At 69.2% G+C, this 13678-nt stretch carries 11 protein-coding genes and 1 pseudogene; 4 read left to right on the forward strand and 8 right to left on the reverse strand.

Annotation, left to right across the window (positions count from 1 at the left end; translation table 11 throughout):
- Nucleotides 1-83 precede the first annotated feature (83 nt).
- From BLT62_RS14030 to BLT62_RS14050, 5 genes are all read right to left on the reverse strand, one after another.
- Nucleotides 84-1742: a dipeptide ABC transporter ATP-binding protein gene (locus BLT62_RS14030; RefSeq protein WP_083364623.1), complete on the reverse strand. Its 1659-nt coding sequence runs from the start codon at nt 1740-1742 to the stop codon at nt 84-86.
- Nucleotides 1739-2605 (reverse strand): ABC transporter permease, encoded by an 867-nt coding sequence (locus tag BLT62_RS14035; RefSeq protein WP_083364624.1) that lies wholly within the window; start codon nt 2603-2605, stop codon nt 1739-1741. The genes BLT62_RS14030 and BLT62_RS14035 overlap by 4 nt, the downstream gene beginning before the upstream one ends.
- Complete coding sequence (locus BLT62_RS14040) at nt 2602-3558, reverse strand: ABC transporter permease (RefSeq protein WP_083364625.1); 957 nt, start codon at nt 3556-3558, stop codon at nt 2602-2604. The genes BLT62_RS14035 and BLT62_RS14040 overlap by 4 nt, the downstream gene beginning before the upstream one ends.
- A gap of 96 nt (nt 3559-3654) precedes the next feature.
- Nucleotides 3655-5319 (reverse strand): ABC transporter substrate-binding protein, encoded by a 1665-nt coding sequence (locus BLT62_RS14045; RefSeq protein ID WP_083364626.1) that lies wholly within the window; start codon nt 5317-5319, stop codon nt 3655-3657.
- A gap of 17 nt (nt 5320-5336) precedes the next feature.
- Nucleotides 5337-6962 carry an amidohydrolase gene (locus tag BLT62_RS14050; protein WP_231919208.1) on the reverse strand — a complete coding sequence of 542 codons (1626 nt, stop codon included), beginning with the start codon at nt 6960-6962 and terminating at the stop codon, nt 5337-5339.
- A 229-nt stretch (nt 6963-7191) separates the two neighbouring features.
- Between BLT62_RS14050 and BLT62_RS14055 the strand changes: the two genes are divergently transcribed.
- Nucleotides 7192-7893 carry a TetR/AcrR family transcriptional regulator gene (locus tag BLT62_RS14055; RefSeq protein ID WP_172829719.1) on the forward strand — a complete coding sequence of 234 codons (702 nt, stop codon included), beginning with the start codon at nt 7192-7194 and terminating at the stop codon, nt 7891-7893.
- Nucleotides 7874-8194: a hypothetical protein gene (locus tag BLT62_RS14060; RefSeq protein WP_083364629.1), complete on the forward strand. Its 321-nt coding sequence runs from the start codon at nt 7874-7876 to the stop codon at nt 8192-8194. The genes BLT62_RS14055 and BLT62_RS14060 overlap by 20 nt, the downstream gene beginning before the upstream one ends.
- A gap of 76 nt (nt 8195-8270) precedes the next feature.
- Here BLT62_RS14060 and BLT62_RS14065 read toward each other — a convergent pair whose 3' ends face one another.
- Together BLT62_RS14065 and BLT62_RS14070 are read right to left on the reverse strand one after the other, a co-directional pair.
- A complete protein-coding gene (locus BLT62_RS14065) occupies nt 8271-9149 on the reverse strand; it encodes a M48 family metalloprotease (protein ID WP_083364630.1) in 879 nt (292 codons plus the stop codon).
- A 68-nt stretch (nt 9150-9217) separates the two neighbouring features.
- Entirely contained in the window at nt 9218-9784 is a 567-nt protein-coding gene (locus BLT62_RS14070; protein WP_083364631.1) for a LemA family protein, read from the reverse strand.
- A 208-nt stretch (nt 9785-9992) separates the two neighbouring features.
- Between BLT62_RS14070 and BLT62_RS18435 the strand changes: the two are divergent.
- Both BLT62_RS18435 and BLT62_RS18005 read left to right on the forward strand, forming a co-directional pair.
- Nucleotides 9993-10496: pseudogene (locus tag BLT62_RS18435) on the forward strand (ABC transporter ATP-binding protein); the annotation flags it as partial.
- Nucleotides 10497-10789: 293 nt separating this feature from the next.
- Entirely contained in the window at nt 10790-11524 is a 735-nt protein-coding gene (locus BLT62_RS18005; protein ID WP_083364633.1) for an ABC transporter permease, read from the forward strand.
- Between the two features lie 495 nt (nt 11525-12019).
- Here BLT62_RS18005 and BLT62_RS14085 read toward each other — a convergent pair whose 3' ends face one another.
- Nucleotides 12020-13438 carry an HNH endonuclease signature motif containing protein gene (locus BLT62_RS14085; RefSeq protein WP_083364634.1) on the reverse strand — a complete coding sequence of 473 codons (1419 nt, stop codon included), beginning with the start codon at nt 13436-13438 and terminating at the stop codon, nt 12020-12022.
- Nucleotides 13439-13678 lie beyond the last annotated feature (240 nt).

A 13678-nucleotide genomic window follows, 5' to 3' on the forward strand; every position in this document is an offset into this window, starting at 1 on the left:
GCTGTGTGGTGACGGGCGGACTCGCCCGTCGGTGGGCGCTGCGAGGGTAAACCCCACAGCACCTGTCTAGCGGTCGGCGGCGCTCAGGCGTTCGCTGCGGCAGATTCCCGCGCGTCGCTCTCCCACGCCGGGCGCGGGATGGAGTCGAGCAGCAGGCGCGTGTACGGGTGCTGCGGGGCCGCCAGTAGCTGTACCGACTGCCCGCGTTCGACCACCTCGCCGGACTTCATGACCACCGTCTCCTCACACACCCGGCGTACAACAGCCAGGTCGTGGCTGATGAAGAGCACGGTCAGCCCACGCTCCGTGCGGATGTCGGCGACGAGGTCGAGCACCTGGGCCTGCACCGACACGTCGAGCGCGCTCGTCGCCTCGTCCATGACGAGGACATCGGGCTCGATGGCCAGCGCCCGGGCGATCGCAACTCGCTGGCGCTGCCCGCCGGAGAGGGTGCGCGGGCGGGCATCCGCATACTGCGCGGCGAGCCCGACCTGGTCGAGCAGCTCGAGCACGCGGCTGCGGGCCGCGCGGGAATCGAGCTTGCTATGCAGGCGCAGGGCGTCCTCGATCGAACGGCCGGCCGCGATGCGCGGGTCCAGCGAGAGGTACGGGTCCTGGAACACCATTTGCACGGAGCGGGCGTGTGCCAACCGTTCCGCGCGGGTGTGCGGCACGGTTGTGCGGTCGCGGCCGTCGACCCGGATGCCGCCGGCGTCGGCGCTCTCGAGCCCGACGATCATGCGGGCCAGCGTCGACTTGCCCGAGCCGGACTCGCCGACGACGCCGAGGGCGCCACCGCGCGGGATCGACACGGAGATCGACTTGACGGCATCCACCGGCGCCTTGCCGCGACGCCGGTAGGACTTGCACAGTCCCTCGACCTCGAGCATGGGCTCGGCAGCCTGAGCGCCACCGGCCACAGCCGGCGCGCTCTCGCGCTGTGCGAGTTCTGCCGTCTCCGCCGCGCTCAGCGCGATGCTGGGCGTGGCCTCGATGAGCCGGCGGGTGTATGGCGTCTGCGGGCTGCCGAACACAGCGCGCGCGGTGCCGTGCTCTTCCACGCGGCCGGCCGACATGACGTACACCCGGTCGCAGAGGGAGGCCGCGAGGTTGAGGTCGTGGGTGATGAAGAGCATCCCCATGCCGCGGCTCGCCCGCTGTTCGGCCAGCACGGCCACGATCTCCGCCTGCGTCGTGACGTCGAGCGCCGTGGTCGGCTCATCGCAGATCAGCAGCTGCGGCGAGCTGGTGAGGGCGCCCGCGATCATCACGCGCTGCAGCATTCCGCCAGAGAGCTCGTGCGGGTACTGGTTCATGTGGTCGTCCGGTCGGGGAAGGCGCACGGCGGCGAGCAGCTCTGTGGCCCGGGTCTTGGCCTCGGCGGTCGACTTGCCCTCGCAGAGTCGCAGGGCCTCGGTGAGGTGGTCGCCGATGGTGCGCATCGGGTTGATCCCGGCCCTCGGGTCTTGGAAGATCATGGATGCCGTGTGTCGCCGCAGGTCGAGCAGCTGGGTGACGCTGGCGCCGAGCACCTCCGTCTGCCCGAGCCGCACCGATCCGCTGGTGCGGGCACCGTCGGGCAGCAGCCCAATCACGGCGCGCGCGGTGAGCGATTTGCCCGAGCCGGACTCGCCGACGAGGCCGACGGTCTCACCCGCGTCAATCCTCAGGCTGATGCCGTCGAGAAGGCGGTTGCCGTTCGGCAGGTCCAGCGTCAGCTCGCTGATATCCAAGAGCGTCATGCGGGAACTCCCCCACCGATTCGATCCGACAATTCTTCTCCGATGATGTTGACGGCGACGACGACGATCACGACGGCCACGGCGGGCACGATCGCCGGCAGGAAGTACCCGCCGACGAGGCCGGCCTGGGCCTCGTTGATCATGGCTCCCCAGTCGGCGGTCGGCGCCTGCACGCCCAGGCCGAGGAAGGAGAGGCCGGCGAGCTCGGCGAGCACGTAGCCGAAGTTGAGCGTGGACTGCGCACCGACGATCGGCGTCACATTGGGCAGCACCCGGCGCAGCGCGATCCACGGACCGCTGAACCCCTGCACCCGGTAGGCGGACACGTAGGGGCGGCTGCGCTCAGAGAGGATGAGCTGCCGGGTGAGCCGCGCCACGAATGGCGCGTACGCGATGCTCATGGCGATGACCGGCGCGACCAGGCCCTTGCCGAACAGGGCGACCGCCATGATGGCGATCAGCAGCGAGGGGAACGCGAAGATCACGTCGAAGAAGCGACCGAGGACCGCGTCGAGCCAGCCGCCGCGCCAGCCGGCGACAAGCCCGAGCAGGATGCCCAGGATGGTGGAGAAGACGACGACGAGCAGTGGCCCGAGCAGGGCCGTCCGCGCCCCGAAGATCATCCGGCTCAGCGTGTCGCGCCCGAGGGAGTCGGTGCCCAGCCAGTGCGCGATGCTCGGCGACTGGTGCACCGCGCTCAGGTTGACGAGGTTCGGGTCGTACGGCGCAATGAACGGCGCGAAGACGGCGGCCAGCGTCATGACGGCGAGGACGCCGAGACTGACGAAGTACCAGCTGGCGGCCCGCTTCAGCCGCGGCCCACGCATCATGCGCACGGCCAGTGTTGGTGTCGGTGCACTCATCGTGCGCTCCCTCCTGCTGCCGATCGTGGGTCGATCCACGGCTCGAGCACATCGATGATGCCGTTCACGACGACGAAAGCGGCCACGACGAGCAACACGATCGCCTGCACGACGGGGAAGTCGAGCCGGTCGACGGATGCCACGAGGAGTGAGCCGATTCCCGCGAGGCCGAAGGCGGCCTCGACGATGGTGCTGGCCACGATCAGGCCGGCAACGAGCATGCCGCTGACAGTCAGGATCGGCCCGATGGCGTTCCGGAATACGTGACGGCGGATGACAACGGCCCGACGCAGCCCCCTGCTGGTGGCGACCTCGACGTGCTCGCGGCCCAGCTGCTCGACCATGGACGAGCGGGTGACCTTGCCGACCAGCACCACGAACACGAGGGCCAGGGCGATCGAGGGCAGCACCAAGTGGTAGATCCGGTCGAGGAATCCTTCGCCGGAGCCGAAGGTCGGGAACCAGCCCAGCTGCACGGCGAAGATGGCGATCAAGACGATGGAGCCGACGAACGACGGGATGGCGCCGAGCACCGTGAGACCGATCAGGATGCTGCGGTCCAACGGCTTGCCGCGGTTGAGTGAGGCGATGATGCCGGAGGCCAAACCGATCACCCCGATGAGGATTCCTGACATGACGACGAGCCCGAGTGTGACCGGCAGGCGTTCGCCGATCACGGTGGAGACGTCCTGGCGGTACTGCAGCGAACGGCCGAAGTCGCCCTGCAGCATGCCGGTGACCCAGTTGACGTATTGCTGCCAGACCGGCAGGTCGAGGCCGAACTGAGCCCGCACCAGCTCGATGGCCTCCGCGCTGGGCTTGCGCCCGCGCAGGAGGAAGCGGATGGGGTCGCCGGGCACCAGGAAGCGGGAGAAGAAGACGAGCAGTGAGGCGAGAAAGAGTGTGAGCAGCAGCCCACCCAGTTTTCCGCCGATCCGACGTGCCAGCATCATCGTGCGCCTCCCTGGCTGAACGGTGTGGTGTGGATGGACGAGGTGAGACGCCCCGCCCTGCCGCGCACCAGGCGCGGCAGGGCGGGGATGCGGCTGTTAGCGAGCGCCAATGGTTGCCGCCCAGGGGTAGTAGAGGTAGGCGACCGACGGTGCGACACCGGTGATGCGCTTGCCCAGGAACATGGTCGTCGGCCCGGTGAAGAGCGGCAGCCAGGGCAGCTCGGCATTGGCGAGCGCCTGCGCCTGTGCCGTCACCGCGGAACGCTCGGCCGGGTCGTCGATGCCGAGAGCCTCGGTGACCAGGGCGTCGAACTCCGGGTTGGACCAGTTGCCGTAGTTGCTGAACTCACCGGTGCGCAGCACGCCGTACATCTCGAGCGGGTCGGGGCTGGAGAGGTACCAGGATGTGTAGAAGAGGTCGACGCCCTCGCGCGCGCTGGGGTCGGAGAACAGCGTGGTGTACGCGTTCGGCGTCACGGTCTGGATCGTGACCTTCAGACCGATCGCTGCACCGGCGGCGGCGGTCGCCTGCGCGATCACGTTGAAGTCGTTGCCGATGGGCGCGGTGACGAAGACAAGCTCCTCGCCGGCGACCCCGGCATCCTCGACGAGCTTCTTCGCTGCCTCCAGGTCGTACGGGTAGTCTTCGACGCCGTCGAAGGCCGCGGTGACGGCGGCATCGCTGGCACCGACCCAGACCGACTTGGTGGTGTGCACGTCGGTCACCTCACCGACGCCCTTGTACGCCGCGTCGACGATGCCCTGGCGGTCGATGGCCATGAGGAGCGCCTTGCGCACGTTCGGATCGCCGAGCGGGCCGTCGAGGTTGCTGATGACGAGGTTGGAGACGGCGGTGTTCAGGCCGTAGTACATCTCTCCTGCCCCGGAGGACTGCAGCTGGGTGACTCCCTCCATCGGGATCATCCAGCTGCCGTCGACATCGCCGGACTTCAGGGCGTTGACGCGGGCGGTGGCGTCGTTGATGAAGACAATCTTGACCTCGGCCGACTTGGCGGTGAGGTCCGTGTCCCAGTAGTTGTCGTTGCGCTTGAGGGTGATGCTCTCACCCTGCTGCCACTTGTCCAGGCTGAACGGGCCGGTGCAGTTGACCCCGCCCGAGGAATTGCCGTAGTCGGTGCCGGCGGCCGCCAGGGTCGCTGCCGACTCGATGACACCGGCGGAGCCGCCCATGCCGAGGTTGAACTGCGAGTCGGGGATGCCCGTCTTCACCGTCACCTGCATGTCGCCGGTCTGCTCGATGGAGACGACGTTCTGGTAGACCGAGTACCACGATGCGCCCACCGCGGGGTCGATGATGCGGCTCATCGAAGCGACGGCGTCGGCGGCGGTGAGCGGGGTGCCGTCGTGGAAGGTGACGCCCGGGCGGATGTTGTAGACCCAGGTCAGCGGGTCGGGGTGCTCGAACGACTCGGCGAGGCCGGGCGTCAGCGTGAAGTCGGGGTTGAGGCGGAGCAGCGACTCACAGACGTTGGCGAGCACCTGGTTGTCGGCGTAGTCGAAGGCGTAGGCGTAGTCGAGGGTGTACGGCTCGGCGTAGCTCGCCCAGCTGAACGAGTCGATGTCACCGGACGGCGCTGCCGTCTGGGTGGTCATCTCCCACTCGATCCCGCCGCCCCCTTCTTCCTGGGCGGCCGGGGCCGAGCAGGCGGTGAGGGCGAGTGCGGAGGCAACTCCGACCGCGATGACGGCGGTGCGCCGACGCGCCGCCCGGCGCGTTGAGGCTGTGCGTGAGGTGGACATGCTGTGTGCTCCCTTGGTCAGTCGTTGCGTGCGTAGGCGAGGGTGCCGTCGATCCAGGTGGAGACCACGCTTGCGCTGTAGATCTCCTCCAGGGGAAGGCTGAACGGGTTGGGCTCGATCACGACCAGGTTGGCGAGGTAGCCCTCGCGCACAGAGCCGGTGTCGTGGTCGCGGTGGTTCACGTAGGCGGTGCCGGACGTGTACGCGGCCATGGCCTCCGCGAGGCTGATGCGCTGGTGGGCGCCGCCGAGTGGTTCTGAATCCGAGCCGGGCACGACACGGTTCACGGCGATGTGGATCGCCTCGAGCGGGTTCGCGCTGGAGACGGGCCAGTCGCTGCCGGCCGCGAGGCGGGCGCCGCCCCGCACCAGGTCGCCGAAGGGGTACTGGCGGGCGACGGCCCCCTCCTGCATGAACGGCAGGGTGAGCTGGTCGAGCTGGTCCTCGTGCGTCGCCCACAGCGCCTGGATGTTCGCGACGGCTCCGAGCGGAGCGAAGCGGGCGGCGTCGGCCTCCGCAACGACCTGCAGGTGGGCGAGGTGGTGCCGGCCGTCGGTCTCGCCGTTGGCGCCGCGCGCGGCATCCAGAGCGTCCAGGGCCTCCTTGACCGCCCGGTCGCCGAGTGCGTGGAAGTGCACCTGGAAGTCGTCGGCGTCGAGCGCGGTCACGATTTCGCGCAGCTTCTCGGGGTCGATGAAGGAGAGCCCGCTGTTGGCGGTGTCGTGACCGCAGCTGTCGCGGTACGGGGTGAGCATGGCCGCCGTCTGGTTCTCGGCGACGCCGTCGACCATGATCTTGACGGTTCCGAGGGAAAAGCGGTCCTCGTGGCCGAGGGCCCTCACGGCTTCGCGGCGCTCACGCATCTCCGCGGCCTGCTCGATGCCGCCGGAGCGCTCCCACCACTGCGCGCCGACGACGTGGGCGCGGAGGGTGCCCTCGCGCAGTGCGCGCTCGTAGATGCCCTGCACGTCTTGCACGCCGCTGACGGCGCCGCCGATCATGGCGTCCTGCCAGCCGGTGATGCCGAGGGAGATGAGTGCGTCCTGCGCGGCCATCAGGCCGGCGTAGGCGACATCATCGCTGATGATCGGGCGGACGTGGGCGAAGAGTGCCTCTGCCCCCTCGTGGAAGGTGCCGGCCGGGGTGCCGTCGGCCTCGCGCTCGATCCGACCGTCGGCGGGGTCGGGGGTGTTGGCGTCGATGCCGGCCAATGCGATGGCGGCGGAGTTCGCCCAGGCGCTGTGGTGGTCACGGCTGTTCAGCAGCACGGGCACGTCGGGAACGATCGCGTCCAGCAGCGCGCGCACGGGTGCGCCACCGGGGAAGTGGTCCATCGACCAGCCGCCGCCGCCGATCCATTCGATGCCGGGGTTCGCGTCGTAGTAGGCCTTGACCGTGGCGACCGACTCCTCTGCGCTCTCCGAACCGCTGAGATCGCAGGTGAGCATCTCGACGCCGCCGCCGGCGGGGTGCACGTGTGCGTCCTGGAAACCGGGGGCCAGTAGGGCACCGCCGAGCTCGATGACCTGCGTGTGCTCGCCGATGAGGGCCGCGGCTTCCTCGTGGGGCACGACGGCGACGATGCGCCCGCCGGTCACGGCAACGGCGTGACCCGACACCGGTTCACCGGTCCCGGTGAACACCGCACCACCTTGGAAAAGAATCTCTACAGCACTCACTCAGTTCCCGCTTCCTCGTCGAATGGGCCAGACGAGCCGAGACTATTCAGTGCGAGTCGCTATTGTCAACAGTGTTGACAACGGTGCTGTTCAACTCGTTATGCTGACTGCGTGCCACACCCCGCCATCGCTGCCGATGGGCGAGCGAGCATGCCAGCATGGAACGACGACAGTTGACGATCGGATGGCGACTATGGCAACAGCGGTGAAGCGCACGAGCACGCGCCCCAAAACGAGCGGTGCGACACGGGTACCGCTCGATCGCGAGCGGATCATCGCCGTGGGCCTGGAGCTCGCGGCGGAACCGGGCAGCCTGTCGATCTCGGTCCGCGAGCTCGGCACGCGCCTCGGCACAGACCCGACCGCGATCTACCGCCACTTCCGCAACAAAGAGCAGTTGATGCAGGCGTTGCTGGACGAGGTCATCCACCGCAGCGTCATCGACGTGACGGCCGACCCCGCGGAGTGGCAGGAGCGGCTGCGGCAGCTTGCTGCAGCGACACTCCACCACTTCGTGCTCTACCCGGCGATCGCCATCGAGGCGACGGTGCTCACCACGCAGGGGCCGGGCGAGTTGGCGGCCGTCGAGCTGATGCTCGACGCCTTCTCCCGCGCCGGCCTCGACGAGGACGAGGTGGTGCACCAGTACGCCCTGATGGCCTCGCTCGTGCTCTCCACCGCAGCCGGTATCGCGCGGGCCCGCGGGGAGCGCGCCCCCGTCAGCGGCGAGAAGAGCCCCTGGATCGAGGGCCCGCTGCTCGCGGACCCGCGCAAGTATCCCCTCGTCGCTTCCCTGGCCGGCAAGCTCGCCGACCTGGAGGACCAGACGCTGTTCATTTTCGGCGTCGATGCCCTGATCGAATCGGCCGAGCGCCGTGCAGCCACGCCGCGCTGAGGCCCGGGTGGTGCAGCTCCGCCGCTACCAGTTGGCCCCCGGCAGCTACGCGGAGTTCACCCAGTGGTGGGCCGAGCGGATGCGGCCGCTGCGCCTCGCGGCCGGCTTCGACATCGAGCTCGCCTACGGGCTGCCCTCGTCGGAAGAGTTCGTCTGGGCGGTGAGCGCCCCCGGCGACCTGGCGGCGTTCCTCGCCCTCGAGGCCGCCTACCTGGCATCGGAGGCGCGCGCCGAGGTCATGCGGACGCAGCCGGAGCCGGCGCTGTCGATGCAGGTCGAGTTCGTCGAGCAGATCGGCTAATCGCCGGCATCCGCTGACCCGTCCGAATGCTGCGGGAAACGCCGCGGGAAACGCCGCGCAGGACGTGGCGCGGAGCCTAGAAGCTGCCGCCCATGGTGCGCAGTCGCTCGACCCGGTCGGCGATCGGCGGGTGGGTGCTGAACAGGCGGTCCATGATGCCGGGCTTCAGCGGGTCGGCGATCCAGAGGTGCGCCATCGACGAGTTCTGGCGCTGCATCGGCCGACCGTAGGCCTCCAGCTTGAGCAGCGCGTTGGCGAGGGCCTCCGGGTGCCGGGTGGTCATCGCGCCCGTCGCATCGGCCAGGTACTCGCGCTGCCGGGAGACGGCCATCTGCACCATGCCGGCCACGAGCGGGGCGACCAGCATGGCCACGAGGCCGAAGACCATGACAATCGGGTTGCTGTTGTTGTTGCTGTTGCGGCTGAAGAAGGCCATCCGCATCAGCATGTCGGCGATGAAGCCGACGGCCACGACGAGCCCGAAGACGACCATCGAGAGGCGGATGTCGTAGTTGCGCACGTGGCCGAGCTCGTGCGCCATGACGCCCTCCAGCTCGGAGTCGTCCATGATCTCGAGCAGCCCCGTCGTCGCGGCGACGATGGCGTGCTCTGGGTCGCGCCCGGTGGCGAACGCGTTCGGCGCCGGGTCGTTGATGATGTAGACCTTCGGCATGGGCGTGCCGGTGGTGATCGAGAGGTTCTCGACGACGCGCCAGAGCCGGGGGTGGTCGGTCACCGAGGTGACCTCGATGCCGCCGCTCATGGCCACGGCCTGCCTGCTGGCCAGGAAGTACTGGAACACGGCGTACAGCGTCGCCACGACGAGCGTCGTCACCACGATCGACGGGCTCTGGTAAATGGCCCCGGCCAACCAGCCCAGGCCGCCGATGATCAGCAGAAAGAAGATGATGATGAAGACGGTGTTGCGCTTGTTGCGGGCTATCGCGCTATACATGTTTCCTGATCACGGAGTCCTGGGCAGAGGCGGGTGCGTGTGTGCGGTTCGTTCTAGAGCGGTGCGTTCTAGAACTGCACGCGGGGCGGCTCGGCAATCGCCGCGGCATCCGCCACCTCGAAGAACTGACGCTCGCCGAAGCCGAGCTTGCCCGCGAAGAAGTTGTTCGGGAACACCTTGATCTTGGTGTTCATCTCGCGCACGCCACCGTTGTAGAAGCGGCGCGCGGCCTGGATCTTGTCCTCGGTGTCGACGAGCTCACCCTGCAGCTGCAGGTAGTTCTGGCTGGCCTGGAGCTGCGGGTAGGCCTCGGCCACCGCGAAGATGCTCTTCAGCGCGCTCTGCATGTGGTTCTCAGCGATGGTCGCATCGGCCGGCGTCTGCACCGAGAGGCTCTCGGCGCGGGCCTTGGTCACACTCTCGAACACGCCACGCTCGTGGGCGGCGTAGCCCTTGACGGTCTCGATCAGGTTCGGGATCAAGTCGGCACGGCGCTTCAGCTGCACGGTGATGTCACTCCACGCCTCGTCGACGCGCACATTCAGCGTGACCAACGAGTTGTACGTCGCCCAGAGGTAGATGCCGACGATGGCAGCGAGGACGACGACGATAAGAATCGGGATGAGCCATTCCATGGCAGATGCTCCTTGAGAACGCGTGTTTGTGGTGCGGGACTTGCTTGGGTGCTTCTCCATACTATGGGTCGGTTTCCGGCATTCATGGCGTTCCCACCAGACTCCAAGGCGCCCCGCCGCATACTCCCGGCCTGCCGCCGCGACGCGCCGCGAAAACGACCCCGGTTCGGGGGTATCTGCGCGGCGGGAAGGGGCGAATAATACGAGCATGACAATCACTGCGGATGTCGCCGACGTCGCGATCAGCATCGACGGGCTGCATGTGCGGCGAGGGAAGAGCCCCGTGCTGCACGGGTTGCGGCTCTCCGTTCCGCGCGGCCAGGTGGTCGGCCTGCTCGGCCCGAGCGGATGCGGCAAGACCACCCTGATGCGCTCGATCGTCGGGGTGCAGCAGATCGAGTCGGGAACGGTCACGGTGCTCGGCCAGCCCGGCGGCAGCGCCGGGCTCCGGCACAGGATCGGCTACGTCACCCAGGCGGCCAGCGTCTACGACGATCTCACGGTGCGGCAGAACCTCGACTACTTCCGACGCGTGCTCGGGGCTCCGGCCGGGGACACGCAACGCGTGCTCGAGGCGACCGCGCTCACCCCGCAGGCCGAGCGCCTCGCCGGCGATCTCTCGGGCGGCCAGCGCAGCCGGGTGTCGCTGGCGACGGCGCTCCTCGGCTCCCCCGAGCTGCTGGTGCTCGACGAGCCGACGGTGGGCCTCGACCCGGTGCTGCGGGTCGAGTTGTGGGGGATGTTCCACCGGCTCGCGGCATCCGGGGTCAGCCTGCTCGTCTCCAGCCACGTGATGGACGAGGCCACCCGCTGCGACCGGCTGCTGCTCATGCGCGACGGCGAGATCCTCTTCGACGACACCCCGGCGGCGCTGCTCGCCAGCGCCGGCAAGAGCGACGCCGAGGGCGCCTTCCTCGAGGTGATCACGCGGCAGGGCCCGCCGACGCCCGCCCGGCATGTGCTGCCGCGCAAGCGCCCGGGCCACGGCGCGCGGAGGGAGCACTCGTGAACGCGCGGAGGCTGTTCGCGACCACGGGCCGGGTGCTCACCCAGATCCGGCACGACCCCCGCACCATCGCGCTGCTCCTGCTCGTGCCGACGCTGCTGATCGGCCTCGTGGCGTGGATCTTCTCCGACACGACGGTCTTCGACACGATCGGGCCGGCGATGATCGCACTGTTCCCGTTCATCGTCATGTTCCTGGTGACCAGCATCGCCACGCTACGGGAGCGCCGCACCGGTACCCTGGAGCGGCTGCTGGCGATGCCGCTCGGCCGCGGCGACTTCCTGGCCGGCTACACGCTCGCCTTCGGCGGGCTCGCCGTGGTGCAGGCCAGCATCGCCGTCGCCTTCGCTGTCTGGGTGTGCGGTCTGGAGATCTCCGGACCAATCGGCCTGCTGCTGGTGGTGGCGGTGATGGACGCCGTGCTCGGCACCACGCTCGGCCTGCTGGCGAGTGCGTTCGCCCGCACCGAGTTTCAGGTCGTGCAGTTCATGCCGGTGATCGTGTTCCCGCAGATCCTGCTCGGCGGCATCTTCCTGCCGCGCGACCAACTGCCCGATGTGCTGCGCGCGATCAGCGACTGGCTGCCGCTCTCGCACGCGATCGACGCGCTGAACGACGTCGCGGCCGGCGTCGCCGACTACGGCCCCGTTTGGGTCGATGTTGCCATCATCGCCGCGTGGGCGATCGGTGCGGTTGTGCTCGGCTCGCTGACGCTGCGGCGACGGACGCCCTAGCCCCGGTATCCGGCATCCGGCATCCGGCATCCGGCATCCGGCATCCGGCCTCCGGTCTCCGGTCTCCGGTCTCCGGTCTCCGGTCTCCGGTCTCCGGTCCAAAACCGACCACGGTGCGGGGTCTCGATACGCTCGTTCCTCGCTACTCGACCAACGGAAGCCGGCAACCTCCGTTGGCTCGAGGAAGCGCCAGCAACCGAAGCCACCCCCGCCTCCGCGCCACTTCCCGCCATCTCCGCCGCCGCGGCGGGACGCAGAGCGCAGAAAGTGGCGCGGAGCGCGCCCTCCCCGCTGGTCGAGTAGGCCCGCCAGGGCCGTATCGAGACCCGGCATCCGGCCGGAAACCAAGCCCCCCACGAGGTCTCGATACGCTCGTTCCTCGCTACTCGACCAACGGAAGCGGGCAATTCCCCGCTGGCTGGAGGGAGCACCAGCGACCGAAGCCCGGAGCGTGTGCGCGATCAGGTTGGAGGGGTTTCCTTGTGGCCGCGGCTCCTACTCGACCAGCACCGGCTGGCGCTCGCGCTGCTGTTCGAGCAGGTCGGCGAGCTGGGTGCGGGACTTTGTCGATCTTCGCCAGGGCGTCTCGACCTCGCTGCGGCCGTTCCGCAGCCAGGGCGGGGGTTTCACGTCCGGGACGCCGTCGATCATCAGGATCCGCCAGCCGCTCGTCTCGATGGTGCGGTGGTGGTACCAGCAGAGGAGGACTCCGTTGCAGGTCTCGGTTTCGCCGCCGTCGCGATAGGCGATGACGTGGTGGATCTCGGACCAGGCGGCCGGGATGGAGCAGCCGGGGATGATGCAGCCGCCGTCGCGCAGGCTGATGGCCCGGCGCTGGACGGCGTTGAACACCCGATCGGTCGTGCTCAGGCTGACCAGGCGCCCGTCGTCGCCGATCAATGCATGCTGGAGGCCGCCCGCGCAGGCGAACTGCTCGACGGCGCGCAGGGACAGCGGTGCCTCGCAGCCCTCGATGAACCCGGACCCGTTGTGGGCGGCGAGGTCGGCCTGCCGCACCGAGACCAGCACCGTCGGGGCGGCCCCGCCCAGGGTTGGGGCGGCGGCGCTGCGGGCGGCGCCGTCGATCAGGCTCGCGAACACATCGTGCCGGGCCTGCGCGGTCGCCCGCGGGTCCTTCGGCTGGTCCGGGTCGGCGTCAGCGAAGGTGGGCTTCGAGCGCGGGCTGAGGTACGCGTTCAGCAGGGTCTCGAACTTCGCGTCGATCTCCGGCAACAGCGCCATCCTGCGGTGGACCAGGCCGCCCCGGGTGAGGCCGCCGCTGATGCCGCGGGCGGCCATCGCCCGCTCCTCAATCGGTTCGGTGCCGTCCTCATCGCGCACGCTCTCCCAGACCCGGGCCTGCCCGCGCACCTCGTCCGCCGCGAACGGCAGCGCGGACTCGATCGTGGGGCCGGTCGCCGCGGCCACGAGGGCGGTCTCGGCGTGTTCGACGTTGAGGTCGCCGACCCGGCCGCGGATCGGGTCGAGAGTGTCGATGATCGCCAGAGCGCTGTCGTAGCCGAGCGAACCGGCACGGAGGGCGTCGGCAACCTGCTCGAAGCGGGCCGGCATCGTGTCCCCGGTGAGCGCGGTGCGGGGCCGGACGGCCGCCCCGAGCCGCATCCGCTGCGTGAGGGTGCGCTCGGACGCCAGCGTCACCCGGGCGAGGAGTTCGACCCCGTTCCGGCAGCCCTTCCTGGCCGAGAGGCGTTCCTCGCCGAGCTCGCGGCGGGAGCGGAACGCGACCTCCCCAGCGGCCCGGATGCGGAGAGCGTCGGCGAGCCGGCCGACGGCCTCGGCCGTCGCAGTGAGCTCGAGCAGGGCGTCATCGCGCAGCATCCGCTCATCGGATCCGGCGAGGGCGGCGGCGAGGAGGGACTGTGCCTCTGCCAGCTGCCCCGTCGCGATTCCCATGACACCATTTTACGGCGGAAAGCAAGGGCGTGACGAAGAAAATCCCTGATGTGGATAACTTTCTGTTCGTGCGGCGGGGTCTCGATACGCTCGTTCCTCGCTACTCGACCAACGGGTTGCGGCAGGGCCTGTTGCCGGTTCCGACGGGCTCGACCAGAGGGCTTCGGTCGCTCGTTCCTCGCTCCCTCAGCCGACGTGGGGAGGGAAGCTCAGCCGACGTGGGGAGAGGGACACGCGAGT

The organism is Microterricola viridarii (assembly GCF_900104895.1).
GTDB lineage: Bacteria > Actinomycetota > Actinomycetes > Actinomycetales > Microbacteriaceae > Microterricola > Microterricola viridarii.